The 26259-nt window shown below is 64.9% G+C and carries 19 protein-coding genes; 5 read left to right on the plus strand and 14 right to left on the minus strand.

The genetic code is table 11. From position 1 onward, the window contains the following. Nucleotides 1-25 precede the first annotated feature (25 nt). From DL238_RS06385 to DL238_RS06405, 5 genes are all read right to left on the minus strand, one after another. Complete coding sequence (locus tag DL238_RS06385) at nt 26-157, minus strand: DUF2474 domain-containing protein (RefSeq protein ID WP_115491499.1); 132 nt, start codon at nt 155-157, stop codon at nt 26-28. Next, a complete protein-coding gene (cydB, locus tag DL238_RS06390) occupies nt 154-1161 on the minus strand; it encodes a cytochrome d ubiquinol oxidase subunit II (protein WP_115491500.1) in 1008 nt (335 codons plus the stop codon). The genes DL238_RS06385 and cydB overlap by 4 nt, the downstream gene beginning before the upstream one ends. Then, complete coding sequence (locus DL238_RS06395; protein ID WP_115491501.1) at nt 1158-2630, minus strand: cytochrome ubiquinol oxidase subunit I; 1473 nt, start codon at nt 2628-2630, stop codon at nt 1158-1160. Before DL238_RS06395 ends, cydB begins: the two co-directional genes overlap by 4 nt. A gap of 88 nt (nt 2631-2718) precedes the next feature. Then, entirely contained in the window at nt 2719-3783 is a 1065-nt protein-coding gene (locus tag DL238_RS06400) for a GGDEF domain-containing protein (protein ID WP_234030988.1), read from the minus strand. A gap of 237 nt (nt 3784-4020) precedes the next feature. After that, nucleotides 4021-6198, minus strand: a complete 2178-nt coding sequence (locus tag DL238_RS06405) for a S46 family peptidase (protein ID WP_115491502.1) — start codon at nt 6196-6198, stop codon at nt 4021-4023. 216 nt (nt 6199-6414) lie between these two features. Here DL238_RS06405 and acs point away from each other — a divergent pair, with 216 nt between their 5' ends. From acs to DL238_RS06430, 5 genes are all read left to right on the plus strand, one after another. After that, nucleotides 6415-8337: an acetate--CoA ligase gene (gene acs, locus DL238_RS06410; protein ID WP_115491503.1), complete on the plus strand. Its 1923-nt coding sequence runs from the start codon at nt 6415-6417 to the stop codon at nt 8335-8337. A gap of 139 nt (nt 8338-8476) precedes the next feature. Then, complete coding sequence (locus DL238_RS06415; protein ID WP_199798055.1) at nt 8477-9886, plus strand: circularly permuted type 2 ATP-grasp protein; 1410 nt, start codon at nt 8477-8479, stop codon at nt 9884-9886. A gap of 26 nt (nt 9887-9912) precedes the next feature. Then, a complete protein-coding gene (locus DL238_RS06420; RefSeq protein ID WP_115491505.1) occupies nt 9913-10860 on the plus strand; it encodes an alpha-E domain-containing protein in 948 nt (315 codons plus the stop codon). Beyond that, complete coding sequence (locus tag DL238_RS06425; protein ID WP_115491506.1) at nt 10857-11657, plus strand: transglutaminase family protein; 801 nt, start codon at nt 10857-10859, stop codon at nt 11655-11657. The genes DL238_RS06420 and DL238_RS06425 overlap by 4 nt, the downstream gene beginning before the upstream one ends. 32 nt (nt 11658-11689) lie before the next feature. After that, a complete protein-coding gene (locus tag DL238_RS06430; RefSeq protein ID WP_115491507.1) occupies nt 11690-12439 on the plus strand; it encodes a peptidase in 750 nt (249 codons plus the stop codon). Here the strand turns inward: DL238_RS06430 and DL238_RS06435 are convergent. The 9 genes from DL238_RS06435 to DL238_RS06475 all read right to left on the minus strand — a co-directional run bounded on the left by DL238_RS06435 (nt 12436) and on the right by DL238_RS06475 (nt 26152). Beyond that, nucleotides 12436-14403 carry a tetratricopeptide repeat-containing sulfotransferase family protein gene (locus DL238_RS06435; protein ID WP_115491508.1) on the minus strand — a complete coding sequence of 656 codons (1968 nt, stop codon included), beginning with the start codon at nt 14401-14403 and terminating at the stop codon, nt 12436-12438. The genes DL238_RS06430 and DL238_RS06435 overlap by 4 nt on opposite strands. Before the next feature lie 74 nt (nt 14404-14477). Then, the gene (locus DL238_RS06440; protein ID WP_115491509.1) at nt 14478-17153 is read right to left on the minus strand and encodes a TonB-dependent receptor; all 2676 of its coding nucleotides are present in this window, start codon (nt 17151-17153) and stop codon (nt 14478-14480) included. Between the two features lie 413 nt (nt 17154-17566). Beyond that, the gene (ligD, locus tag DL238_RS06445) at nt 17567-20071 is read right to left on the minus strand and encodes a DNA ligase D (protein WP_115491510.1); all 2505 of its coding nucleotides are present in this window, start codon (nt 20069-20071) and stop codon (nt 17567-17569) included. Beyond that, entirely contained in the window at nt 20068-20541 is a 474-nt protein-coding gene (locus DL238_RS06450) for an MgtC/SapB family protein (RefSeq protein ID WP_115491511.1), read from the minus strand. The genes ligD and DL238_RS06450 overlap by 4 nt, the downstream gene beginning before the upstream one ends. A gap of 5 nt (nt 20542-20546) precedes the next feature. Continuing rightward, nucleotides 20547-21389: a non-homologous end joining protein Ku gene (gene ku / locus DL238_RS06455; RefSeq protein WP_115491512.1), complete on the minus strand. Its 843-nt coding sequence runs from the start codon at nt 21387-21389 to the stop codon at nt 20547-20549. 71 nt (nt 21390-21460) lie between these two features. Continuing rightward, nucleotides 21461-22657 (minus strand): ABC transporter permease, encoded by a 1197-nt coding sequence (locus tag DL238_RS06460; RefSeq protein ID WP_115492802.1) that lies wholly within the window; start codon nt 22655-22657, stop codon nt 21461-21463. Then, nucleotides 22657-23394 carry an ABC transporter ATP-binding protein gene (locus tag DL238_RS06465; protein WP_234030989.1) on the minus strand — a complete coding sequence of 246 codons (738 nt, stop codon included), beginning with the start codon at nt 23392-23394 and terminating at the stop codon, nt 22657-22659. Before DL238_RS06465 ends, DL238_RS06460 begins: the two co-directional genes overlap by 1 nt. Next, nucleotides 23391-24701 (minus strand): efflux RND transporter periplasmic adaptor subunit, encoded by a 1311-nt coding sequence (locus DL238_RS06470; RefSeq protein WP_115491513.1) that lies wholly within the window; start codon nt 24699-24701, stop codon nt 23391-23393. Before DL238_RS06470 ends, DL238_RS06465 begins: the two co-directional genes overlap by 4 nt. Then, entirely contained in the window at nt 24698-26152 is a 1455-nt protein-coding gene (locus tag DL238_RS06475; RefSeq protein WP_115491514.1) for an efflux transporter outer membrane subunit, read from the minus strand. Before DL238_RS06475 ends, DL238_RS06470 begins: the two co-directional genes overlap by 4 nt. Nucleotides 26153-26259 lie beyond the last annotated feature (107 nt).

A 26259-nucleotide genomic window follows, 5' to 3' on the forward strand; every position in this document is an offset into this window, starting at 1 on the left:
GGCGACCGATGGTCGCGGCGGGGCGTCAGCCCAGGCTGAGCCACCAGCGGATCGCATAGGCCACGATGCCGAGTACGCCCACGCTCGCCCCCCAGATCGCGGCCATCCAGCCCAGCCGTTTCCACAGCGGTGCTTCGGGTTCGCCCTGCCGGGTCAATGATACCCCTCGTCCCCTACCTTGCCGCGGAAGACCCAGTAGGCCCACGCGGTGTAGGCGATGATCAGCGGCATGGTGATCGCCACGCCGACAAGCATGAAGATCTGGCTCCGTTCGGGCGCGGCAGCTTCCCAGATGGTGAGGTCGGGCGGGACCACGTGGGGCCAGATGGTTGCGCCAAGACCAGCCATTCCGAGGAAGAACAGCGTCAGGGCCAGCCAGAAGGGCTTCGAGTGCCGATCGCGCGACAGCCCGTGCCACATCAAACCGGCGACGATCAGCGTGGCTATGGGGATCGGAGCGACGAAGTAGATCTGCGGCGCGGTCAACCACTGGTCGGCGTATTCGGGACGGACGAACAGGTTCATCAGGCTGACCGCGGCCATCAGGCCGAGCGTCGCCAGCGCGGCGATCTTGCCCAGCTTGCGCGCGTGCGCCTGCCCCTCTCCGTCGAGCTTCCACACCAGCCACGTGGCGCCGAGCAGGGCATAGCCCGCGACCGTGCCGATGCCGGTCAGCAGGGTGTAGGGGGTGAGCCAGTCGAACCAGCTGCCCGAATAGGCCCGGTCGGTCACTTCGATACCCTGAAGCAACGCGCCCAGCGTCATGCCCTGCGCCAGCGCGGCGACGATGCTGCCGCCGGTAAAGGCGGCGTCCCAGTATTTGCGGTGGCCGGGATCGCGCCAGCGGTATTCGAAGGCGACCCCGCGAAACACCAGGCCCAGCAGCATCGCGATGATCAGCGGATAGGTCGCGGGCAGGATCACCGCATAGGCCAGCGGGAAGGCCGCGAACAGCCCGCCGCCGCCCAGCACCAGCCAGGTCTCGTTCCCGTCCCACACCGGTGCGATCGAGTTCATCGCGCGGTCGCGCTCGCGCCCCGGCGCGAAGGTGGGGAAGAGGATGCCGATTCCAAGGTCGAAGCCGTCCATCACCACGTAGGCGAAGATCGAGAAGGCAATGATGAAGGCCCAGATCGTGGTCAGGTCGGTGCTGACGTTCACAGTTTTACCTCCGGGTCTTCGGGCTCGACATATTTGAGCGACGACAGCGAGTCGGGGCTCAGGTTTCCAGGATCCTGCGTCGGGCCCGGGGTGATGCCGGCGGTCCGGATCGGACCGGTATCGCCGCGCTTCACTCCCATCTCGCCCAGATGCGGCGGATGGCTCATCAGGCGCAGGATGTACCAAGTGCCGGTGCCGAAGACCGCGAAGTAGACCACCACGAAGGCGATCAGCGAAGCGCCGACGGCAGGCGCGTCGAGCGGGCTGGCCGCATCGGCGGTGCGCAGCAGGTTGTAGATGACGTAAGGCTGGCGACCGACCTCGGTGGTGATCCACCCCGCGATCACCGCGACGAAGCCCGCCGGCCCCATGACCAGCGCGGCCCGATGAAGCCAGCGCCAGTCGTAGAGCTTGCCGCGCCAGCGCGCGAGCAGGCTCCACAGGCCGACGCCGAGCATCGCGAAGCCGAGCCCGACCATGACGCGGAACGACCAGAAGACGATGCCCACGGGAGGCTGTTCGTCGAGTGGTATCGTATCGAGCCCGTCCAGCGGAGCGTTGAGATCGTGCTTGAGGATCAGGCTGGAAGCCTTCGGAATCTCGACCGCGTACTTGACCTCGCGCGCCTCGCTGTCGGGAATGCCGAAGAGGATCAGCGGCGCGCCGTCGGGATGGCTTTCGTAATGCCCTTCCATCGCCATCACCTTCTGCGGCTGATGCTCCAACGTGTTGAGCCCGTGCATGTCGCCCGCGAAAATCTGGACCGGCACGACCAGCGCAGCCATCCACATCGCCATGGAGAACATCTTGCGCGCATGGCCGTTCGTCCGGTCCTTCAGCAGGTGCCACGCGCCCACGCCGCCGACCACGAAGGCGGTCGTGATGTACGCGCCCAGAACGGTGTGGACGAGGCGGTAGGGGAAGCTGGGGTTGAAGATGATCTCGACCCAGCTGTCGCCGGGCAGGAACTGGCCGTTCGCGCCCATCTCGTAGCCGACGGGGGTCTGCATCCAGCTATTGACCGAGAGGATCCAGAACGCGCTGATGAAGGTGCCGCCCGCGACCATCAGAGTGGCGACATAATGCAGCTTCTTGCCGACGCGGTTCATCCCGAACAGCATCACACCGAGGAACCCGGCCTCGAGGAAGAACGCGGTCAGCACTTCGTAGGCCATCAGCGGACCGACAACGGGCCCCGCCTTGTCGCTGAACACTGCCCAGTTGGTGCCGAACTGGTAGGACATGACGATGCCGGAAACGACGCCCATGGCGAAGGCGATCGCGAAGATCTTCAGCCAGTACTTGAACAGGTCCATGTAGACCGTCTTGCCGGTCTTCAGCCAAAGTCCTTCCAAGACAGCAAGATAGCTTGCCAGCCCGATCGAGAAGGCCGGAAAGATGAAATGGAAGCTGACCGTGAACGCGAACTGGATCCGGGCCAGGGTGATGGGATCGACGGCATCGAACATGGTGGTTCGCATACCCGCCATGACCGATAATCTCTAGCGCGGATCGGGTACCGTTTGTTGCGTTAGGCGCAACCAAGCGGAGAGATTTTCACGCCGCTAGCGAGGGTTCGTAACGCGTGCCGAAGCCTTTGCCGGCTTCCTTCGCGGCGTACATGGCCCGGTCGGCAAGGATATGAAGGTCGGCGATGTTGGTGGCATCCTCCGGATAGCACGCGAAGCCCGCGGTCACGCCGATCTCCACGAGGCTCTTCGCATCGACCGCATAGGGAGCGTCGGAGACGCGGGAGAGGACCCGGTCGATCGTCGTCTCGGCGGCGAGCGGACCCTGACCCTTGAGCAGCGCGAGGAACTCGTCCCCACCGATCCGCGCCAGCACCTGCCCGTCGGTGAGGGCGTCCTTCATCCGGTCCGCGACCTCGCACAGCAGGCGATCGCCGGCGGCGTGGCCGAAGCGATCATTGATCGGCTTGAACCCGTCGAGGTCGAAACACGCCAGCGAGAAGACCTCGTCGCTCGCCAGGCCTTTCATGATCCGCTCCAGCCCGTGGCGGTTGAGCAACCCGGTCAGCGGATCGTGCCGCGCGCGATCGGCGTTGATCATCTCCGCATGCAGTGCCGTGAGCATGGCGTTGCGGTAATGTGCCAGCAGCTGGGTCGAGCCGAGCATGAAGCCTGGAAGCAGGACGAGCAACGCCAGCATGAGCGGCTCTCCCGTGCTTATCGCGCCGAGAATGAGCGGGCCGACACACAGCGAGACCAGCAGCAGGGCCAGCTTCGGCGCGGCGTAATTGCGCGCGCACAGGGGGCCCACCAGTCCCATGCAATGGGCGGTGCAGATCACCATCATGACCGGGTTCGCGGATCGCATCGCGAAAAAGAGTAGGCCTCCCTGCAGGGCGCACCAGAGGATCGACAGATAGACGGACGTGTCGATCGCCGGAACCTCACCCTTAGCGCGGATGGCAGCAACCCGCTTCTGGCTGACCAGACGGGCAAGCAGCAAAAGCAATTGCGCGACGGCGATGGCGGTGATTACGACGCCGCCGATGACGTAAACGGCAAGCGCGGCGAGCAGAAGGCCATTGATCGCACCGAGGATGATCGCGCCGGGGGAAGAGAGCAGCGCTCCGCCCATGGCGGGCCGCAATTCCATCGGTGTGCCGTGGCTCCATCGCATGAGCCACGGGAGCAAGCCCTGCGTCGCCCTCAACCGCCCCTCGGGGCGATCGGACGAGGCGGCCGGGAGCCTTTCGTCGATCCTCATAGGGAACCACTAACCGGTCATGCCTAACAAAGCTTGAAGGCGTCGGTCGGTACCCGTGCGATCGGGCCGTACGACACAGAAAGGGCGACCCGCAGGCCGCCCCTCGTTCCTTGCAGAACCGTCGTATTATTCGACGATATCCATTTCCGCGATCAGGTTGTCGGCTCCGTCGACCTTTTCCATCACCCACAGCATGTAGCGCGAATCGACATGGATCGAGCGGGTCGTGCGCGGATCGAAATCCCAGTCGGAATTGACGCTTTCGAACGTACCGTCGAACAGCAGGCCGACTAGTTGCCCTTGCGCATTGAGCGTCGCCGAGCCGGAATTGCCGCCCGTCACGTCGAGATCGGACAGGTAGTTCACCGGCACCGAGTCGATCGAGGCGAGTTCGTAGCTGCCGTAATCCTTGGCCTCGATCAGATCGAGCTGGCGCTGTGGCGCGTTGAACGGATCTTCGCCGGTGTCCTTCTGGGTGATCCCTTCGAGCGTGGTGAAGGGCAGGTAGGCCATGCCGTCGAAGGGCGATCCGCCCATCACGTTGCCGAAGGTGATGCGCAGCGTGGAATTGGCATCGGGGTAGGGCAGTTGGCCCTGCTCGCTCTGCCATTGCGTGATCGCTTCCATGTAGGCGGGACGCAGGGCGAGGGCGCGACCGGCGCGTTCCTCCGCTTCGTCTTCGAGACCGCGCTCGTACTCGTAGAGCGCGATGGCGAGCTTCATGAAGGGATCCTCGCTCGCCTCGAGTTCGGCGATGCTTGCATCCATCAGCGCAAGGCGCGTCTCGCTCTCGTCGAGCGAGGTGTTGGCATAGTAGCCGTCGAGGATCGCATCGAGCTGCTTTGCATCGTCGACGCCCGTCAGCCCCAGCGCCTCGTCGAACACAGCCACGCGCTCGGCCTCGGGCTGGTCGAGGTAGCCATCGAGGAACAGCTTCCACTCGGCCTTGTCGACGCCTGCGTCGTAGCGCCGGTCGAGTGCCTGCAGACCCTGCCGGAAGAACGCCATGTCACGCTCCTGATAGCCCGACTCGCGCTGAGCATCTGGCTTCTCGCGCTCTTGGGCGAGACGATAGAGGCGCTGCGCCACGCCGAGCAGCTGCGCGCGCGTAGCGTTGCCGTACCAGAAGCTTGTCCGGGCCGCGGTGGCGCTTTCCTGCGAGAGCGCGGAGAGGTCGGCGATCGCGGGGGCGTAATCGCTGCGCGACGGATCGGCCGCGATCCAGGCGGCCAGCGCCTCTTCACGCTCGCGCCGACGTTCGATCAGGCCGACGCGGCGCGCGCCCTCGATCTGGCCGCGCAGGTTCTTCTCGTAATTGTTGAGCCCGGCGAGGCGGCTTTCGTACTTCACGCGCGCGTCCGACCCTTCGGGCGCAGCCGTCTCGATGGTGTCGATCCAGTCGGTCAGCAGGGTCTGGAAGGTCGGGTAGTTCCACCCGAAGGTGTTCTCCACCTCGGCCAGCATGGCATAGCGCGAGGTCGAACCGGGATAGCCCGCGACCATCACGAAATCGCCGTCGTCAAGGCCGGCCGCGCTCACCTTCAGGTGGTGGTCGGGCGCGTAGGGCACGTTCTCTTCGGAATATTCGGCGGAGGAGCCGTCGGGCGCAACATAGGCGCGGTAGAAGGAGAAATCGCCGGTGTGACGTGGCCACATCCAGTTATCGACGTCGCCGCCGTATTTCCCGATCGAATCGGCGGGCGCGTAGACGAGCCGCACGTCCTTCACTTCGAGCTGCTTGATCAGCTTGTACTGCGCGCCGCCGTAATAGCTCGCGACCCGGCAGCGGTAGCCGGCATCCTGCTCGCACTCGGCGGTGATGTCCTTCGTGCGCTGGTCGACCGTGTCGTAACGCTCGTTCGGGGACAGCGCCTCGGTGCCCTCGCGCACGCGCTGCGTCACGTCGCTGAAGGCGGTCGTCACGTAGATGCGCGATCCGGGTGCGGCGGGCAATTCGGCACCCATCGTCTTCGCGAGGAAGCCGTTTTCCAGATAGTTGTTCTCGGCCGTCGAGTTGTACTGCACCGATCCGCGCGCGCAGTGGTGGTTGGTGACGACGAGGCCCTGCGGCGAGACGAAGCTGGCCGAACAGCCACCCAGCGATACGACCGCGCCCATCGGGAAGCCGGTCAGGTCGGAGAGGACTTCGGGATCGAGTTCGAGACCAGCCTCGCGCAGATCCTCGGAGATTTCGGGCAGCTGTTCGGGCGTGAACATGCCTTCCTTGGCGGCGAGCGGTCCGGACAGCGACGATGCCGCGACCCCCGTCATCAGCATGGCGAGCGTGAGTGTTCTGGTACGCATCTGAAATCCCCTGAAAAAACCGATCGGTCCAAACCCGGCGCCGATGATATATAGCCACCTGCTATTGGCCCGTGTTGGCCGACGCAAGCGCGCGCAAGTCGTTCGTCGATCCGCGATGGGAGTTGGTCGGCGCACTTGCATCGGCTTGCCGCAGGTCGCCAAGATGCGCGCCATGCGATAGCCCTGCGCAAAATGCATTCCGGGAGAGAGCCGTTCATGAGCGAATTCGTCCAGCCGACGCAAACCACCAGCACCAACTGCACGCGCGCGCAATACGACGCGGACTATGCCCGGTCGATTGCCGATCCCGACGCCTTCTGGCTGGAGCAAGCGCGGCGTCTCGACTGGATCGAGGCGCCCACGAAGGGCGGCGAATGGTCGTTCGATCCGGTCGAGATTGCATGGTTCGCCGACGGCACGCTCAATCTGTGCGACAACGCGGTCGACCGGCATGTCGCGGACAAGGCCGACAAGCCCGCGTTGATTTTCGAACCTGATGATCCCAGGGGCGAGGTTCGCACGCTCACCTTCGCAGAGCTTCACGCGCAAGTCGTGCGCATGGCCAATGCGCTGAAGGCCATGGGCGTGACCAAGGGCGCGCGGGTCACGCTCTACATGCCGATGGTCCCCGAAGGCGTGATCGCGATGCTCGCCTGCGCGCGGATCGGCGCGATCCATTCGGTGGTGTTCGGCGGCTTCTCTCCCGAAGCGCTCGCCGGGCGGATCATCGACTGCGACAGCCACTTCGTGATCACCGCTGACGAAGGCGTGCGCGGAGGTAAGCCGATCGCGCTCAAGGCAAGTGTCGACGCCGCGCTCGACGAGCACGAGACGCCGGTGGAGGGCGTGCTCGTGATCGCGCATACCGGCACCGCCATCGCGATGAAGGAGGGCCGCGACCACTGGTACGCGGACCTCGCCAGCGATGAGGATTGCCCGTGCGAGCCGATGGCCGCCGAAGATCCGCTGTTCATCCTCTACACCTCGGGATCGACGGGCAAGCCCAAGGGCGTGCTCCACACCACCGGCGGCTACGGCGTGTGGACCGCGACGACGTTCCATTACGTGTTCGATCACCGGCCCGACAACATCTTCTGGTGTTCGGCGGACATCGGCTGGATCACCGGGCACAGCTACGTCACCTACGGCCCGCTGCTGAACGGCGCGACGCAGGTGATCTTCGAAGGCGTGCCCAACTACCCCGATCACGGGCGCTTCTGGGAGGTGGTCGAGAAGCACAAGGTTTCGATCTTCTACACCGCGCCGACCGCGATCCGCGCGCTGATGCGCGAAGGCGACGGCTTCGTGACCGCGCATGACCGCTCCAGCCTTCGCCTGCTCGGCACGGTGGGCGAGCCGATCAATCCCGAGGCATGGCGCTGGTACCACCGCGTGGTGGGCGAGGGGCGCTGCCCCGTCGTCGACACGTGGTGGCAGACCGAGACCGGCGGCGTGATGCTGACGACCCTGCCCGCCGCGCACGCCATGAAACCGGGCAGCGCGGGCCTGCCGTTCTTCGGCGTGCAGCCGCAGCTGGTCGACAACGAAGGCGGCGTGCTCGAAGGCGAGGCGCAGGGCAACCTGTGCATCACCGCCAGCTGGCCGGGTCAGGCGCGCACGGTCTATGGCGACCACGATCGCTTCGTGCAGACCTATTTCAGCACCTACAAGGGCAGGTATTTCACCGGCGACGGGTGCGAGCGCGACGAGCGCGGCTATTACCGGATCACGGGCCGGGTGGACGACGTGATCAACGTCTCCGGCCACCGCATGGGTACGGCCGAGGTGGAGAGCGCGCTGGTGCTGCACCCCAAGGTGTCGGAAGCGGCGGTCGTCGGCTTCCCGCACGATATCAAGGGGCAGGGCATCTATTGCTACGTCACGCTGAATGCGGGCGAAGAAGGCTCGGACGATCTTGCCGCCGAACTGCGCCAGCAGGTCCGCACGGAAATCGGGCCTGTCGCCACGCCGGACCGCATCCATTTCACCGACGGCCTGCCCAAGACCCGCAGCGGCAAGATCATGCGCCGCATCCTGCGCAAGATCGCGGAGAACGACTACGGGTCGCTGGGCGACACCTCGACCCTCGCCGATCCTTCGCTGGTCGACCGGCTGATCGAGGGCCGGGTCGATGGCTGATATGTGGGGATTGAGGTGAAGATTTCGCAGTTGCGGAACAAATGCTTGGCAAGCGCTGTTGGATAGTTGACTACGGGCAGTCGCCTGAACCGAGAAAGAAAACAACGTAAGGCCGGGGGCCCAATTGAACTTCGACGAAATGCTCGGATATGATGATGGCAATGGCGATGATATTCGCCCGGCCTATCGCGCATTTCGCAACTGGCTCGATTCCCAGCCCGACCAGCGCGTTGCCCGCAAGTCCGAACAGGCGGAGAATTTCTTCCGCAAGATCGGCATCACCTTCAACGTCTATGGCGAGGATGAGGCCGACGAGCGGCTGATCCCCTTCGACGTCGTGCCGCGCGTGCTTTCGGGCAACGAGTGGCGCAAACTTTCCAAGGGCATCGAACAGCGGGTGAAGGCGATCAACGCCTTCCTGCACGATATCTATCACCGGCAGGAAATCCTGCGATCGGGCCGCGTGCCCGCCACCCTGATCGCCAACAACGCGGCGTTCCTACCCAAGATGATGGGCTTCGATCCGCCAGGCGGCATCTACACCCACATCATCGGCACCGACATCGTGCGCACCGGGCCCGACGAATTCTACGTCCTCGAAGACAATGCGCGGACCCCCTCGGGCGTGTCCTACATGCTTGAAAACCGCGAGATCATGCTCCAGATGTTCCCGGAGCTGTTCGCCGAAGTGCCGGTATGCGAGGTGAGCGATTACCCGACATGGCTGCGCCGTTCGCTGTCGGCTTGCGCGCCCGCCGCATGCCTCGGCAAGCCGAACGTCGCCGTGCTGACGCCGGGCACCTTCAATTCCGCCTATTTCGAACACAGCTTCCTCGCCGACCAGATGGGCGCGGAGCTGATCGAGGGGTCGGACCTGCGCGTGGTCGATGGCCGCGTCGCGATGCGGACCACGCAGGGCTACAAGCCGGTCGACGTGATCTATCGCCGGATCGACGACGAATATCTCGACCCGCTCAGTTTCAATCCCCAATCGATGCTGGGCGTGCCCGGCATCTTCGACGTCTATCGCGCGGGCGGCGTGACCATCGCCAACGCACCGGGCACCGGCATTGCCGACGACAAGGCGCTCTACAGCTACATGCCCGAGATCGTGAAGTTCTACACCGGCGAAGAGCCGCTGCTGAAGAACGTGCCGACTTGGCGCTGTTCGGAGCCCGACCAGCTGGCCGAAGTGCTCGACAGGCTGGACGAACTGGTGGTCAAGGAAGTCCACGGATCGGGCGGCTACGGCATGCTCATCGGGCCCGCTGCGAGCAAGCAGGAGATCGAGGATTTCCGCGCCAAGCTGAAGGAAAAGCCCGAAGGCTATATCGCGCAGCCCACGCTGGCGCTGTCGACCGTGCCGATCTTCACCGAGCAGGGCCTGGCCCCGCGCCACGTCGATTTCCGGCCCTTCGTGCTGATGTCACCCAATTCGATCGAGATCGTGCCCGGCGGGCTCACCCGCGTCGCGATGAACGAAGGATCGCTGGTGGTGAACTCCAGCCAGGGCGGCGGCACGAAAGATACGTGGGTGCTGGATGATTGATCGCGTCACCACACGGGAGGCACGCAATGCTGGGTAAGACCGCAGCCGGCCTGTTCTGGATGTTCCGCTATCTCGAGCGGGCGGAGTCGACTGCGCGGCTGCTCGATGCGGGCTTTCGCATCGCGCTGACCCGCGCGGGCTCGTCGCGCTCGGAATGGGAATCGGTGCTGACCACCGTCGGCCAGCTCGAATCCTATCGCGAGCGTCACGGCGAAGCGAAGTCGTCGAACGTCATCGAGTTCCTGCTCAGCGACCGCGAGAACCCCTCCAGCATCATTTCGATGGTCAAGTCCGCGCGGGACAACGCCCGCGCCGTGCGCATTGCGCTGACCCGCGAGGTTTGGGAAGCGACGAACGAAAGCTGGATGACGCTCGACAAGCTGCTCTCGGGCAAGATTCCCGAGGCGGACCTGCCCGACACGCTCACCACGATCCGCCAGCAGAACGCGCTGGTGCGCGGCGCGACCACCGGCACCATGCTGCGCAACGACGGCTTCAATTTCGTGCGGCTGGGCACTTTCATCGAACGCGCGGACAACACGGCCCGCATCCTCGATGTGAAGTACTACCTGCTGCTGCCTTCGATCAGCCAGGTCGGCTCGACCCTCGACGTCAAGCAGTGGGAGACGATCCTGCGATCGGTCTCCGCCCTTCGCAGTTACCAGTGGCTGCACGGCGCCACGGTCAATCCGCGCGACATCGCGCAATTCATGATCCTGCACGACCAGATGCCGCGCAGCCTTGCCTTCTGCTATAACAAGATATGCGACAATCTCGGCTATCTGGCGAAGGATTACGACAACAAGACCGAGGCGTGCGAAATGGCCGACCGGATCCATCTCGATTACCTGCGCCGGTCGATGGACGCGATTTTCGACGACGGCCTGCACGAATTCATCGGCGGCTTCCTGGGCGCGAACGGCCGCCTCGGCATGCAGATCGCGAAAGACTATTCCTTCGAGGTGACGGCATGAGGCTGCGGGTCGATCACGAAACGCGCTATTGCTACGATGCGCCGGTGGCCTACGGCCTCCAGCAAGTGCGCCTTCGCCCGAAGGAAACGCGCGGCCAGAAGGTACTCGACTGGACGGTGTCGGTCGAAGGGGGCAGCAGCCAGCTGCGCTACGACGACCATAACGGCAACCATGTGGAACTCATCGGGATCGAGCCGGGCCGCACCGAGACCGCGATCCGCTGTGTCGGCATGGTGGAAAACACATCGAGCGACGGGGTGGTCGGCGAGCATCGCGGGCTTCTTCCGCTCTGGCATTTCCGGCGCTCGTCCGATCTCACCAAGGCGGGCGAGGGCGTGCGCGCGATCGTCGAAGGGCTGAGCCAGACCGATACGAGCCAGGTGTCGACGGGCCACGCACTATCTGCCGCAATCCTCGAGAGGGTGGGCTACGAAGGCGGCAACACCCATGCCGGCTCGACGGCGGAAGAAGCGATCTCCGGTGGCACCGGCGTGTGCCAAGACCATGCGCATATCTTCTGTTCCGCCGCGCGCCTGATGGGCCTGCCCGCGCGCTATGTCTCGGGCTACCTGATGATGAACGACCGTGTCGAACAGGATGCGAGCCATGCCTGGGCCGAGGCCCACTTCGAAGGGATCGGCTGGGTCGGTTTCGATATCTCCAATGGTTATTCGCCCGATGAACGCTATATCCGCGTGGCGACCGGCATAGATTTCCGCGAAGCTTCCCCCATCAACGGAATGCGGATGGGGGGAAGTGGCGAGGGCGTGCTTGTCAGCCTCAGGGTCGAGCAATAATTTACGACCTGTAAGAGTCGAGATCCGAGAAAATGACTTATTGCGTTGGCATGCGGCTGGACCGCGGCCTGATCTTCATGTCCGATACGCGGACCAATGCGGGCGTCGACGACGTGTCGCAGGTGCGCAAGATGCGCCACTGGGAAGAGCCGGGCGAACGGGCGATCACGCTGCTTTCGTCCGGCAACCTCGCGACGACGCAGGCGGTCGTCAGCCTGCTGGACGAACGCACCAAGGCACCTTCCGAACGCGATCCCTCGATCATGTCCGCGCCCTCAATGTTCCAGATCGCCACGATCGTGGGCAACACCTTGCGCGAAGTGATTTCCAGCCTGCGCAACGAAGGCCAGCAGGCGAGCTCGAAATTCAGGGCGAGCCTGATCCTTGGCGGGCAGATCGAAGGCAGCGAGCCGCGCCTGTTCCTGATCTATCCCGAAGGCAATTTCATCGAGGCGGGCGACGATGCGCCCTTCTTCCAGATCGGCGAGACGAAGTACGGCCGCCCGATCATCGTGCGCACCTTCGATCCGGCGATGCCGTTCGAGGATGCGACGCGGTTGCTGATGGTGTCCTTCGATTCCACGATCCGGTCGAACCTCGCGGTCGACCTGCCGCTCGACCTCGCGATCCACGAGCGTGATACCTATCGCATCGGACACCAGCAGCGGATCGAGACGAACGATCCTTATTTCCGGCGCATCTCCGAACAGTGGAGCCTGTCGCTGCGCGAGGCGGTGAACCGGCTCCCCGCGTTCGAATTCGCGAGTGGCGAGGACAGCTAGGCCGAGCCAGGCAGGGCGGCTTTCAAAGGCTCCAGCCACTGCTCGAAAGGTTTCCAGGCACCTTGCCCGCTACGATTGATCGGGCGGCGCACCTGTTCGCTGCTGGCGGTGCGCACCGCGCGATCGGTCTTGTGGAATTCGAGGCAGGCTTCCTCGAACGGGACGCCGATATAGTCGAGCATCCGCCGCGTCTGGCCTTCGAGGTCGTCGAGCACGTCCTCGTGCTGCACGCGCAGGATACGCCCCTCGGGCAGCACCGCGTCCCAGTGCTCCATCAGATCGACGTAGTCGGCGTAGTAGCGGCCGACTTCCTCCAGCCCGTACGTAAATTCCTGCCCTTCGGCGAAGAGCTGCTTGAAGCCGGAGAAGCAGCAATCCATCGGGTCGCGCCGTGCGTCGATGATCTTCGCATTGGGCAGGATCAGGTGGATCAGCCCGATATGGCGGAAATTGTTCGGCATCTTGTCGATGAAGAACGGCGCGCCCTGCCGGTGGACGCGCGTATCCTCGATATACTGCTCCCCGAAACTCCCCAGTTGCTCGGCGCCGAGATCGTGCAGAATGTCGGGATAGGGTGACTGGCTCGCCTTGCGGCCCCGCAGGCGATGGGCGAGCGAGAGGATGTTGGGCAGTTCCAGCGTGCCGTCGATCTGGCTGTGGCTGGCAAGGATCTGCTCCAGCAGCGTCGAGCCTGCGCGCGGCAGGCCGAGGATGAAGATCGGATCGGGCGCGGGGTGGCCGTCGCCCTCGTGCCGGGCGAAAAGCTCCGGCGTGCACGCCGCCTTCTGCCGTGCAAGCTCTGCGGTCATCGCATCGGCGCTGTAGCGGGTCTGTGCCCGCTTGAGGGCATTGCCCTCGTCATAGAAGCGGAAGGCCTGTTCGTAGTCCTTGCGATCCTCGTGCGCCTTGGCGAGCGCGAAGGTGAGGTGGACGCGGTCCATGAAGGCCAGGTCGCCGCGCGCGACCTGCGTCTGCATCGCGGCCATCTCCTCGTCGGTGAAGCTGTAGGTCTTCAGGTTGGCGAGCGCGTACCACGCATCGCCGTGATCGGGCTTCGCCGCGACCGCTGACCGGTAGGACTCGATCGCGCGCGCCTGTTCGCCGGTCGTCTTGAGCGCATGCCCGCGGCTGGTCAGCGTCGCGGGATCGCGCGGCAGGCGGGTGAGGATTTCGTCGAAGAGTTCGAACGCGCGGTCATAGTCCCCGGTCTGCAGGCTCTCGATCGCTAGGTGCGACTGGAAGCGCGGATTGTCGGGCTCGCGGGCGTGCAGCGCCTCGGCCTGGTCGCGCGCATCTTCGAATTTCTGGCGGCGGCGCAGCGCGTCGATATAGTCGAGCCTGATCTGGATATCGTCGGGCGCGAAGGTGGCGGCGCTTTCGAGCAGGAACTCCGCATCGTCGAGGATGCCCAGCTTGATGCCGATCTGCGCGAGCAGGCGCATGCCCTCGGTATCGCGGGGATGGGTGCGCAGATAATGGCGGCAGATCTCTTCCGCCCGCAGCAGCCGCCCCTCGTACAGGTGATTGGTCACCGCGAGCAGCTCGCGCGGGAGAGCGGCGATGCGCTGCGCCTGTGCGGCCGCGTTGCGCGCCTCGCCCTCGCGCCCGGCAGCGGCAAATAGCTGCGCCAGTTCGCGCCAGCTCGCATCGAGAGCCGGATTGAACCGCACCGCCCGGCCATAGGCAGCGATCGCTTCATCGGATTTTCCTTCGGCGCGCGCGAGGTGCCCCGTTTCCTGCCAGGCGCGGCCATATTCGGGCAGGGCCCGATGCAGCCGTGCGAGGAAATCAGCAGCCGCTGCATGGCGCCCGCCATAACGCGCGGCCACGGCTGCGAGATAGAGCGCCTCGCCGTCGCCCTCGTCTTCGTCCAGCAAGCCCTGCGCGCAGTCGAGCGCACCGGCCGGATCGCCCGCCTGCAGCGCCTTCTGCCCCGTTTTCAGCGTCTGAGTGCGTGTCGCCATGGCTGCGCCTTAAATGAAGAACGGCGGCGAGCGCAAACCGCCCGCCGCCGTCCTTTTGCCTATGAGGCTGTCGATCAGTAGTCGAAGCCGACCCGCAGACCGACCGTGAGCGGACGATTGGTCACGATGCGAGGGCGATCATAGTAGAAGTCGCCCGCGATCTGCGCCCGTTCGTCCGACAGGTTCTCGCCGAAAATCTCGACGTTCCAGCGATCCGCCTCGATCCCGGCAGACAGGCCGAAGGTGGTGTAGCTGTCGAGTTCCAGACGGTTGATCGTGATGATGTCGGTGAACTTCGATGCCGAATAGGTCACCTGCGGCATGATGTACGCGTCGAGCTCGGTGCTGACGCCCCACTGGTAACGGACCCGCGCATTGCCCTGGAAATTGGGCGCATAGGCGAGGTCGCTGCCAAGCTCGACATCGTCGGTCGGGGTCAGGACTTCGGTGATCTCGCTGTCGAGGAGCGAGAATGCGCCCGAGAACGTCAGCCCTTCGAGGCTGTAGGGTGCGTAGGTGAACTCGGCTTCGAGACCCCAGATCTCCGCATCCGCCGCATTGTCCGAGAAGAACAGGTTGGTGATGCTGGGATCGAAGATCGTCGTCTGCAGGTTGCTGATGTCGACATAGAACACGCTGCCGTTGAACCGCAGCTGGCGGTCGAACAGCTGAGTCTTCCAGCCCAGTTCGTAATTGGCGACCGTGTCGGTTTCCAGCTCGAAGGGAACGATGAAGTCGCCGGGGCCCTGTGCGCCGCCGGGGCGGTTGAGCAGGCCGGGCCGGAAGCCTTCCGAATAGGTCGCATAGAACAGCACGTCGTCGGCCGGCGTCAGGGTGACGGTACCCTTCAGGATCACGCCCTCCGACTTCGCGACATCGGGTGCGCTCAGTGCGTTGAACACCTGGGTGGCCTGCGCCATCGAAAGCCCGGCTGCCATGATGTCGTCGATGGTGTCGCCCTGGTTGAACGTCTGGCGCAGGTCCGCGTCGCACGACCCGATGAAGGTGTACTGCCCGTCACCGTCGTACAGGTCGGAGATGTTGGTACCGAAGGCATTCTGGTCCTCCGCAGCGCCCGCGTTGCAGAACGCGCTGTTGGCGGTGCCCTGGAAATCGACTTCGACGTTGTAATAGCGCGCGCCGATCGCTGCGGTGAGCAGGTCGGGCACGATGTCGAAGCTCGCTTCGCCGAAGACGCCGATCTGCCGGTCGGTCCGCTTCACGTCGTTGCGGAAGATCGCGGTCGCGGGCAGCGGGCCGGCATCGCTGTTGTAGGCACCCGGGAACGGGAAGTTGGGCGCGAAGCCGCCGAACGGCGCCGCTTCGATGTTGCCAGGATAGTTGTAGTCGTTGCGTTCCTTGAGGATCAGGTTCGAATAGAACCCGCCCGCGCTCACCCGGAAACGGTTATAGTCCGGCGTGCTGACGCGCAGTTCCTGGGTGAACACCGTGGTCTCGGTATCCGAGGTGACGAACAGGTTGGGTTCCTGGCACGTGCCGCTGGGGTCCGCGGCGCCGGGATAGGTCACCGATCCGTCGCAGATGTAGTACGGCAGGTACTGCCCGGCGAACATGTAATCGGTGTAGTCGATCCGCTGGTCGACCTCGCGATCGGTGTAGGCACCATTGTAGACCACATCGAGCATCGCGAGGCGGCCTTCGACCGTCCAGCTGGTGTTCGAGAAGTTGTCTTCCAGCCGGTCGTCCTCGAAACGCTGGATTTCCAGCTCGTCGAGGTCGAGTTCCGGATCGGCGAAGAACACGCCGTCGGTTTCCAGCGACTGACGCGTGTGCGCCACGGTGACCTTCCAGTCGGGCGAAATCTCGTACAGCGCGGAGGCGCGGAAGCCCGAATATTGCGCATCGTTGAAATTGTCTTCGACCAGACCCGCATTGTCGGCTTCGTTGAAGGTGACGTCCGAGAGGTCCGCCCCCGCCTGGATGCCCGCCCGGCGCGGCGCGACCGGAACGCCATTGCGGCGCACCGTGCCTGCCTCGCGGAAGCGAGCGCTTTCGCGAAGATCGCGGGTGCCCGCGACATTGTCGATATAGCCGCCCTGATCGTCCAGATAGACGACGCCGCGCACCGCGAAACTATCGGTCACCGGCACGTTGATCATGCCTTCGGCCTTGTAGCTCTGCTCGCCGCCCTTGGTGAAGGACGTCCCGGCGGTGAAGCTGGCATCGAACCCGGCAAGGCTCGGCTTGTTGGTGATCAGGCGCACGACGCCGGCCTGCGAACTGGCGCCGAACAGCGTGCCCTGCGGGCCCTTCAGCACCTCGATCCGCTCGAGGTCGGCGGCATAGACGTCGAGGTTGCGGCCCGGCTGCGCGAGCGGCTGTTCGTCGAGATAGAGCGAGACGTTGGGCGCGAGGCCTGCAACGCCTGCGGTCGTCAGGTTGGGCGTCGTGGAGGCGAGGCCGCGAATATAGATCGTGCTCTGTCCGGGACCGCTGCCGCCCGCCGTGACGGAGGGCAGCTGTTCGAGGTAGTCGTCGAAAGTGTTGATGTTGAGCTGGTCGAGCTCTTCCTGCCCGATCGCGTTGACCGCCACCGGCACGTCCTGCAGGTCTTCGCTGCGACGCTGCGCGGTCACGACGATGGTCTGCACGCCGCCTCGACGGGCCTGCGCCTGGGCCGGAGCCGGCGTTTCGGCCTGCGGCTGTTGCGGTGTGTCCTGCGCGATGGCGGGAGAGGCCATGGCGATGGCGATCGCGCTGACGGAGGCGCGCGCTGCAATATTCTTCATGTCGATGGAATCCCTTCGAACCGGTTCTTCTGATTTTTTGTCGACCCCGCAGCGGATAAAACGGGGGAGGCGCTGGCAATGAATGCCGCGCCCGTGTGTTTTAAATCCGTATGCGTAGACCGGCTCGTTAGAAGGCCGGCTCGCGGTTGGCCACCGTCTTATAAATAAATGTTACATCCTCGACAGAACCGTTGCATGATCGCCACACCATGAATTGCGGAGGCCGTGTATGTTGCAGGTCGTGCCGACATACTCAAATGCAGGGAACGAAAATTCAAATATCAGTCGGATAAATGAATAATTTGATCGGTCGGAACAATTTTCGAAGATCAAGTAAAGTCATTTATCGTCTTGGCCGTACTTTGGCGCCTGCCGGTTTGCGTTCGCGAGGTCGGCCGGGTCGACTTGGCCCCTCAGGCGTCGGGCAGGCGCTGGTCCGAAAAACCCCATCCGGCGAGGGACTTGGACCCCGCGCGGTCGAGCAGGCGTTTGGCATCGTCGATGGTAAACCCGCGCGCATCGTCGAGCGTCTTGAGCTCATTCCACGCCACCGGGGCCGCCACCGGCGCATTTTCCCGCGCCCGTGCCGAGTAGGGCATCACCGCCGTGCTGCCGCGCTGGTTGCGCAGCCAGTCGATGAAGATGCGGCCCTTGCGCTTCTCCTTGCTCATGGTGGCGGTGAAGCGATCGGGTTCGGCCTGGGCGAGCGCCCTGGCGAAGCGTTCGGCGAAGCTCTTGTGCGCGTCCCACGAATGGCCGGGCGTCAGGGGGACGACCACGTGCACCCCCTTGCCCCCGGTGACCATCGCGAAACTGGTTAGCCCGATATCGGCGAGGTGCTTGCGCAGGTCGGCAGCGGCATCGCGCACATCCGTGAAATCGAGGCCTTCGTCGGGGTCGAGGTCGAACACCATCCGGTCGGGTTTCTCGACCGCGTCGGTCCGCGCGCCCCAGCCGTGGAATTCGATCGTCCCCATCTGGACGCATTGCAGCAGCCCGCGCGCATCCTCGACGAAGAGGTAATCCTCGCTCCCGCCGTCCTTCTCCTTGATCGGCACGGCCTTTACGCCGTCGCCGAAACCGCCATTATCGTGCTTCTGGAAGAAGCATTTCTTCGCGCGCCCTTGCGGGCATCGCACGAGGCTGATCGGGCGCCGCGCGGCGAAGGCCAGCATGACCGGCGCGATCGCCTCGTAATAGTCGGCGAGGTCGCCCTTGGTCTGCTTGCTGTCGGGTAAGATCACGCGATCGCGGCTGGTGATTTCAACCTCGGTCTTCGGCTTGGGTGCCGATACCTTGTGCTCTGCGGCCACTTCGTCGGCATCCTTGTCCTGCCGCAGACCCAGGAAGCTGCCATGCCGCACGCGGCCCTCGCCCGTCAGTTCGGCAAAGGCGATCTGGGCGACCAGATTGGGCGTGACCCAATGTGCCTTGCGGGCGTCGGCCCTAGGCACCTCGAGCGGCGGCGTCTTGCGCGAAAGGCGGTCGAGCTTGCCCGAGAGCGAGTCGAGGTCGTCGCTGTCGAACCCGGTGCCGACCTTGCCGCGATAGACCAGCTCGTCGCCAGCGCGCGTTGCCAGCAGCAGCGAAGCGAAGGGCCGCGCCTTGGCGCTGCTTTCGGACCAGCCGACCACGATGAACTCTTCGCGCCGGACGCATTTCACCTTCACCCAGCTTTTGGTCCTGCTGTGACGATAGGGCGCATCGATGCGTTTGGAGATGATGCCTTCCTGACCCGCATCGCACATCTGCCGGTACAGCTTCTCGCCCGCTCCGATGACATGCTCTGCGACGTGGATGGGCGGCTTGGTACCTTTCAGCAGCGCCTCGAGCCGCTCCTTGCGCTCGATATTGGCCCGTTTGGTGAGGTCGGTGCCATCCACCTCGAGCACGTCGAAGGCGAAGAAGGCGAGCTTGTCCTTCGGCCCCTGCGCCCCGTGTCCGCGCTTGAGGACCGATTGCAGCGTCGAGAAATCGGGGTTTCCTTTGCTGTCGAGCGCCACGATTTCCCCGTCGATAAGGCACGGCGGCAGGTCGAGTGCGGCGATCGCTTCGACCAGCGGGCCGAACTTCTCGGTCCAGTCCTTCCGGTTGCGCGTCCATACGGTGGCATTCTCGCCCGACACCGCGATCATCGCGCGATAGCCGTCGAACTTGATCTCGTGCATCCAACCATTGCCGGTCGGCACGTCGTCGACCAGCGTGGCGAGCTGCGGCTTCGCGAATTCCGGCGGTTTTCCGGCCTTCTTGCCGCGCCGTGCGTGCTTCATTTCGGCGAGGTCTTCGACGCCATCGTCCTTGCCCGTCGCCTCCTCCGGTTCGCGCGCGGCCGCGATTTCCGCCATCGAACGGCCCGTGTCGATACTGGTGAGACTTTGCTCGACCAGCGCGTCGCCTTCCCCGGCATATTCGTCGTCGAGCTTGCGGAGCAGCCAGTTCTCGCGCTTCTCGCCCTTCTTCGCCTTCATCCGGATCAGCAGCCATTCGCCCTTCATCCGCTCGCCATCGAGCACGAAGTGCAAATGGCCGTCCTCGATATCGTCGGCACTCTTGCCCTCGATCGGTTGCCACGTACCGCGATCCCACAGCATCACGGTGCCCCCGCCATATTCGTCGGCCGGGATGGTGCCTTCGAAGGTGGCGTAGTCCATGGGGTGATCCTCGGTCCGCACCGCAAGCCGCTTCACATCGGGATCGGGGGAGGGGCCCTTAGTTACCGCCCAGCTCTTCAGCACACCCTCGTGCTCCAGCCGCAAGTCCCAGTGCAGCCGCGTCGCGTCGTGCTTCTGGACCATGAAGATGCGGTCCTTACCGCTCTTGCCCGCCTTGCCCGCCTTGCCCGCCTTGCCCGCAGGCTCCTTCGTGCGGCTGAAATCGCGCTTGGCGTTGTATTCGGCGAGGGGGTCCTTGGCGCTCATTCGGTATTGGCCTCGGTGTGGGGAAATACGCGGTCCTCGACCACATTTAGGATCACGAGCAGCACCAGCCCACCCGCGCCTGCGATGGCCACGATCGGCCACAGTGCAGCCCCGCATGCTATGCCGATCACCGCCGTGAGCCACAGGTGCACCGCGGTCGTCACGTTCTTGATCGACCCCTTGGCGAACACCACCAGCCCGGCGCCGATAATGCCGAGGAACGCCGCTGCGGCCTCGAACACGCGCAGCGGATCCACGCGGCTACCGCCCAACTGGTAGAACAGCGCGAGCGCCGAAACCGTCATCGCCGCGCTTGCAAGGCAGATGAGCCCATGCGTGCGCAGGCCGGCAGCATGGCCGCGCAGTTCACGATCCAGTCCGAGCAGGAGGCCGAGGACGGTGGGTACGGCGAGCCGCAGCACCAGGTCGGCGTCGAGCGCGGAGATGGGTTGGGGAGGGTTCAGCTCCATGGCGGCTAGGCGCTCTTCTTCTTGCGCGAGGATTTCTTGGCCTTCTCGCCGCCTTTGTCCCCGTCGACCGACTTCTTCAGTGCCGCCATCAGGTCGATCACGTTGCCGCCGGATTCTTCGCCATCGCTATCGTCGGTCTCGACGATCTTGGCATCGCCCTTAGCCTTGGCCTTCTTGTCGATCAGGTCCCGAAGAGCCTCGGCATAGCGATCCTCGAACTCGCCCGCGTCGAAGGGTGCGCTCTTCTTCTCGATCAGCGTGCTGGCGAGGTCGAGCAGCTCCTCCTCGGGCTCGTCCTCGGCAATGCCGCCGAAGAACTTCTGCCCTTCGCGCACCTCGTCGGCATAGCGCAGCGTTTCGAGCAGCATGCCCTTGCCGCACGGCTTGATCGCGACGAGCTTTTCCTGCCCGCGCACCGATAGCTGGCCGAGCGCGGTCTTCTTCGCCTTGCGCAGTGCCTCGCGCAGGACGATGAATGCCTCCTCCGCCAGATCGTCCTTTGGCACGACGTAGTAGGGCTTTTCGAAATAGAGCGGGTCGATTTCCGACTGGTCGACGAACTGGACCAGCTCCAGCGTCTTCTTGCTCTCGATCTTGACCGCCTCGATCTCCTCGTCCTCGAGCAGGACGTAGTTGTTCTTCGACAGCTCGAAACCGCGGATGATGTCGTCGCGGTCGACCGGGCCGATGCCTTGAACCACCTTCTCGTAGGAAATCCGCTTGCCGGACGGCTCGTGGATTTGCCGGAAGCTGATCCTCGCGCCGCTTTGCGATGCCGAATAGATCTCGACCGGGATCGAAACCAGCGCCAGCCTGATCTGCCCTTGCCAATATGCGCGTGCGGCCATGTGCTCTCCTTCGTTCGTTACCGAACGAGCGAGGGTCGCAAATGGTTGCGATCGCGCGGCGCGGACCCTGCCTACTCGTGCCGCAGCGCTTCGATCGGATCGAGCTGCGAGGCGCGCCGGGCGGGGTAATAGCCGAAGACGATCCCCATGAAGGCGCAGAAGGCGAGCGCGAGGATGTTGATCATCGGATCGAAAACGAAGGGCACGTCGATCACGCCCGCCAGCGAAATCGAGGCAAGGAAGGCCAGAAGCAGGCCGACAAGGCCGCCCAGCGCGCACAGGACCACTGCTTCGGTCAGGAACTGCAATCGCACCTCGCGCGCCAGTGCCCCGATGGCGAGGCGGATGCCGATCTCGCGCGTGCGCTCGGTCACGGAGACGAGCATGATGTTCATGATCCCGATGCCACCGACCAGCAGGCTGATCGATGCGATCACCGCGACCATGGCGGTCAACGCTCCGGTGACCGAGCCCAGCGCGTCATTGACCTGTGCGGTATCGATCACGTTGAAATCGTTCGCTTCGGCGCCTTGCAGCAGACGCCGTTCGCGCAGGAGGTCTACAAGAGAGTTCTGGATCGCGGAGGATGCGTAGCCGGCATCGTACTTGAGCACGAAGAAATCGAGATCGTCGCTGCCGCGAAAGCGCCGCTGGACCGTCTTCAACGGCATGAAAACGGTGTTGTCGTCGTCCGCGCCGCCGCCGCCCTGGCCGCGTTCCTCGAGCACGCCGATGACGGTGCAGGAGACTTCGCCCAGCCGCATCTGCTCGCCCAGGGGGGAGACGTCGGGGAGGAAGATTTCCTCGCGCACCTTCAGGCCGAGGAGGCAGACATTGCGGCCGGCGACTTCTTCCTGCCGGTTGAAGGCGCGCCCTTCGGTCACGTCGATCGACTGCGCTTCGAGGAAAACGCTGTTCGCGCCGGTCACGCTCGTGTCCCAGTCCTGCCCGTTGTGGAACGCGGTCGCATTCGCGCCGACATTGCCCGCCGCCACCGTCACGCCCGCGATCTGCTGCGCGACCGCGTCAACATCGGACTGGTCGAACGGGCGGATGGTGCCGCGATCGGTCCGCACCGGAAAGACGATGAAGTTGCTCGCGCCGAGCGAGGAAATTTCCTCCTGCACGCTCGCCGTCACGCCATTGCCGAGCGTCACCATCGTCACGACCGCCGCCACGCCGATGATGATGCCGAGCGTTGTCAGGATCGAGCGCAGGATATGCCGCCGGATTTCGCGCAGTGCGAGGTTCAAGGTGGCGCCGAGCATCATGCCGGCTGTTCCATGCTGCGCGCGCCGCGTTCGATGCGTTCTACCAGCCCGTCCTTGAAGTGCACGATGGTCTTCGCGAAGGCCGCCATTTCCTCCTCATGGGTCACCATCAGCACGGTGATCCCCTCGGCATTGAGCTTGCGCAGAAGCTCCATGATCTCGACCGAACGTTCGCTATCGAGGTTGCCGGTCGGCTCGTCCGCCAGCAGCACGTCGGGATCGGTCACCAGCGCGCGGGCGATGGCGACGCGCTGCTGCTGTCCGCCGGAGAGCTCCGCCGGAGTGTGGGAGGCCCACGGGCCGAGGCCGACGGCGTCGAGGCTGCGCATGGCGGCTTCCTGCCGCACGGATTTCTTCTCGCCGCGATAGAGCAGCGGCAGCTCCACGTTCTCCAGCGCCGTGGTCCGCGCCAGGAGATTGAAGCCCTGGAACACGAAGCCGAGATACTTGCGGCGCAGCAGACTGCGCTGGTCGCGGTCGAGCTTTTGCACCTCCACGCCCTTGAACCGGAAGACCCCGGCAGTGGGCACGTCGAGGCAGCCGAGAATGTTCATCGTGGTCGACTTGCCCGAGCCGGACGGTCCCATGATCGCCACGAATTGCCCGCGATCGATGGTCAGGTCGACGCCCTTGAGCGCTTGAAACGCGGCGCTCCCGGTGCCGAAGACCTTGGTGATGCCTTCCAGCTCGATCAGCGGCTGTGAACTGGCCGGGGCGCTCATTTGCGCGCTCATTCGCCTTGCGCCTGCACCCCGGTGACGACCTTCATGCCGGGCTTGAGATCGGCGGAGCGCACGGCGGTGCGGCGGCCGTCGCTCTGCCCTGTCACGACCTCGATCGCGCGCAGCGTCCCGTCATCCTGCAGCACCTGCACCTGCTGGCGGCTGCCCGCGCCGATGCCCGATTGCTGCTCCTGTTCCTCCAGCCCGATCTGCGGATTGAAGACCCCGCCGCCACCCTCCTGCTGCTGGTCGGCGCGGAAGCGCAGCGCGGCATTGGGGACCAGCATCACCTGCCCGGTGGCATCGGTCGCGATGGTCGCCGTCGCGGTCATGCCCGGGCGCAGCAGGCCCTCGGGGTTGTCTACTGCAAGGCGCGCTTCGTAGCTGACCACCGAGGCCCCGGCCGCGGCCGCGCCCTGGTTCTCGACCGTGTTGCCCGAGGCGAGATCGACCCGTTCGACCGTCGCCGGGAAGCGGCGGCCGGGATAGGCATCGACGGTGAAGCTGGCGCGCTGCCCGGCATCGACCGCGCCGACATCCGCCTCGTCGATCGAGACGCGCAGCTGCATCGCCGAAAGATCCTCGGCGATGACGAACAGCGTGACCGTGTTGAAGCTCGCGACGACGGTCTGCCCCGGTTCGATCTGGCGGGCGAGGACGACGCCGGTGACGGGCGCGCGGATCACCGCGCGGCTGCGGGTGGTGAGGTTGGCCTGCAGGCTCGCCTGCGCCGCCTCGATATTGGCGCGCGCGGAAGCCAATGCCGCGCGGTCGCGCGACACGGCGGCCTGCGCCTGCTCCAGCTCCACCTGCGAGGGCACGCGTCCGTCCGACAGGCGGCGCACTTCCTCCAGCCGCTGCAGCTGGGCGGTGTCGACGTCGAGCGTGGCGCGCGCCTGTGTCAGGCTGGCGCGGGCTGCGTTGAGATTGGCGCGGGCCTGCGCGATCTGCTGATCGATGATTTCGGTATTGATCACCGCGATCACCTGTCCGCGTGTCACCCGGTCGTTGACGTCGACCAGCACGCGCTCGACCGGTCCGTTGACTTCGGAGCCGACCGTCACCTGGTTGGTCGGGCGCAGGTTGCCCGTGGCGGTGACCGTGAGGTCGAGCGATCCCCGCTCCACTTCCTCGGTAATGTAGCCCGGTCCCTCGTCGCCGCCCGAGCAGGTGGCTACCAGCAGCACCAGCGCGAGGATGATAACCGCAGGCAGCCAGAACTTCATCCAGCGGCGCCAGCGCGGGCGCGGTTTTTCGCCCAGGAACTCGTCGACGTTTTCGGGTCGATCTTCGGTCGCAGCGGTGTCGGTTGCGTTCATGGCTGTTCGGGTCCTGTTGCAATGGCCGCTTCGATGGCTTGCGCAGAGCGCCAGCCGCCGCCGAGCGCGCGGGCAAGATTGACGAAGGCGATGGCGCGCGATGCTTCGGCGGAAACCTCGGCGGTGCGCGCGCTCAGCAACTGGCTTTCGACCGTGAGCAGCCGCTGAAAATCGATCAGCCCCGCTTCGTACTGGCTGCGCGCGAGGATGGCCGCGTTGTTGGCGCCGTCGCTCGCTTCGATGAAGGCGGCGACGCGCTCGTCGCTGGTTTCGAGATCGACCGCGGCGGTCTCGACATCCTCCAGCGCGACGAGGATGCTCTGCCGCCATCCGGCGAGCGATCCGTCCGCGATGGCTTCGGCGCCGTCGATCTGTGCGCGGGTCCGCCCGCCGTCGAACAGCAGCTGGCTGAGCCCGGCGAAGACGTTGCCGGTGATCACGTCGAGCAGGTTGTCGACCCCGAAGGCGCTGCTGCCGACCGATCCGGTCAACCTCAGCAGCGGGTATAGCTGCGCGCGCGCGATGCCGACCCGCGCGAGATCGGCGGCCAGTTGCGCTTCCGCGGCGCTCACGTCGGGGCGTCGGCGGAGCGTGTCGGCAGGCGCGGAAAGGCCGACCTCGCGTGGGGGCAGAGGCACTTCGCGCGGCTCGGCAACCAGTGCGGCGTAGACCGCGCCGGGCGGCTCGCCGATCAGCGTCGAGATCGCATTGGCAGTGGCGACCAGATCGCTTTCCAGCTGCGGGATCGTGGCGGCAGTCTGCGCACGCTGCGTCCGCGCCTGCTCGACATCGAGGCTGGAGACGAGCCCCGCCTGGTTGCGCCAGCGCGCGATCTGCAGGTTGTCGTCCTGATTGGCGAGCGTATCGCGCGAGATTTCGAGCTGCCGCGCGAGCGACCGGGCGGTGATCGTCTGCGTCGCGACCGAGGCGACTATCACCCGCTCCAGATCGGCGAGCGAGTAGCCCGCAGTGAGCAGGTCGGCCTGCGATGCGTCGATCGAATTGGAAATGCGTCCGAAAAGGTCCGCTTCCCACGCTACGTCGCCGCCCAGCACGAACTGGAAGTCATCCTCGGCAAAGTCGCCGACATCGCGGCCGACGCCCGCATTGGCGCTGATGTTGGGCAGACGACCCGCCCGCGCTTCCCGCAACCGTGCCTGCGCACTACGCAGCCGCGTTACTGCCTGCGCGAGATCGAGGTTGTCGGACCGCGCGCGATCGACGAATTCATCGACGAGCGGATCGCCAAGGAGGGTCCAGTAATCCTGCAATTCGATGGCCGGTCCATCCCGGTCGGCAATCGCCCATTCTTGCGGCACGTAGCGTGAATTTTCGGCCGGGGGCTGGGTTGCATCGAGCGTGGCGCAGGCCCCCAGCGGGACGACGAGCAGCACGCTCGCAAGCAGCCCGGCGCGGCGATACAGCGCGTGATCATTGTGGAATTTCTGCATCTTGTCGCCCCCGTCATGCACATCATGCCAGCACGGCCCCGGCAATCAAGCGTCAGGATGACCTTTGGTCGATCAAGGTTGCGGATACGTCGAACGCAACGCGAGAA

Source organism: Alteriqipengyuania lutimaris (assembly GCF_003363135.1).
Lineage (GTDB): Bacteria > Pseudomonadota > Alphaproteobacteria > Sphingomonadales > Sphingomonadaceae > Alteriqipengyuania > Alteriqipengyuania lutimaris.

Coding starts and splice junctions, on each gene's coding strand:
- DL238_RS06440 (WP_115491509.1), bottom strand. CDS start 17,153: ATGAAGAATATTGCAGCGCGCGCCTCCGTCAGCGCGATCGCCATCGCC.
- DL238_RS06435 (WP_115491508.1), bottom strand. CDS start 14,403: ATGGCGACACGCACTCAGACGCTGAAAACGGGGCAGAAGGCGCTGCAG.
- DL238_RS06460 (WP_115492802.1), bottom strand. CDS start 22,657: ATGCTCGGCGCCACCTTGAACCTCGCACTGCGCGAAATCCGGCGGCAT.
- DL238_RS06450 (WP_115491511.1), bottom strand. CDS start 20,541: ATGGAGCTGAACCCTCCCCAACCCATCTCCGCGCTCGACGCCGACCTG.
- ligD (WP_115491510.1), bottom strand. CDS start 20,071: ATGAGCGCCAAGGACCCCCTCGCCGAATACAACGCCAAGCGCGATTTC.
- ku (WP_115491512.1), bottom strand. CDS start 21,389: ATGGCCGCACGCGCATATTGGCAAGGGCAGATCAGGCTGGCGCTGGTT.
- acs (WP_115491503.1), top strand. CDS start 6,415: ATGAGCGAATTCGTCCAGCCGACGCAAACCACCAGCACCAACTGCACG.
- DL238_RS06425 (WP_115491506.1), top strand. CDS start 10,857: ATGAGGCTGCGGGTCGATCACGAAACGCGCTATTGCTACGATGCGCCG.
- DL238_RS06465 (WP_234030989.1), bottom strand. CDS start 23,394: ATGAGCGCGCAAATGAGCGCCCCGGCCAGTTCACAGCCGCTGATCGAG.
- DL238_RS06430 (WP_115491507.1), top strand. CDS start 11,690: ATGACTTATTGCGTTGGCATGCGGCTGGACCGCGGCCTGATCTTCATG.
- DL238_RS06395 (WP_115491501.1), bottom strand. CDS start 2,630: ATGTTCGATGCCGTCGATCCCATCACCCTGGCCCGGATCCAGTTCGCG.
- DL238_RS06470 (WP_115491513.1), bottom strand. CDS start 24,701: ATGAACGCAACCGACACCGCTGCGACCGAAGATCGACCCGAAAACGTC.
- DL238_RS06400 (WP_234030988.1), bottom strand. CDS start 3,783: ATGGAATTGCGGCCCGCCATGGGCGGAGCGCTGCTCTCTTCCCCCGGC.
- DL238_RS06420 (WP_115491505.1), top strand. CDS start 9,913: ATGCTGGGTAAGACCGCAGCCGGCCTGTTCTGGATGTTCCGCTATCTC.
- DL238_RS06405 (WP_115491502.1), bottom strand. CDS start 6,198: ATGCGTACCAGAACACTCACGCTCGCCATGCTGATGACGGGGGTCGCG.
- DL238_RS06415 (WP_199798055.1), top strand. CDS start 8,477: ATGCTCGGATATGATGATGGCAATGGCGATGATATTCGCCCGGCCTAT.
- DL238_RS06475 (WP_115491514.1), bottom strand. CDS start 26,152: ATGCAGAAATTCCACAATGATCACGCGCTGTATCGCCGCGCCGGGCTG.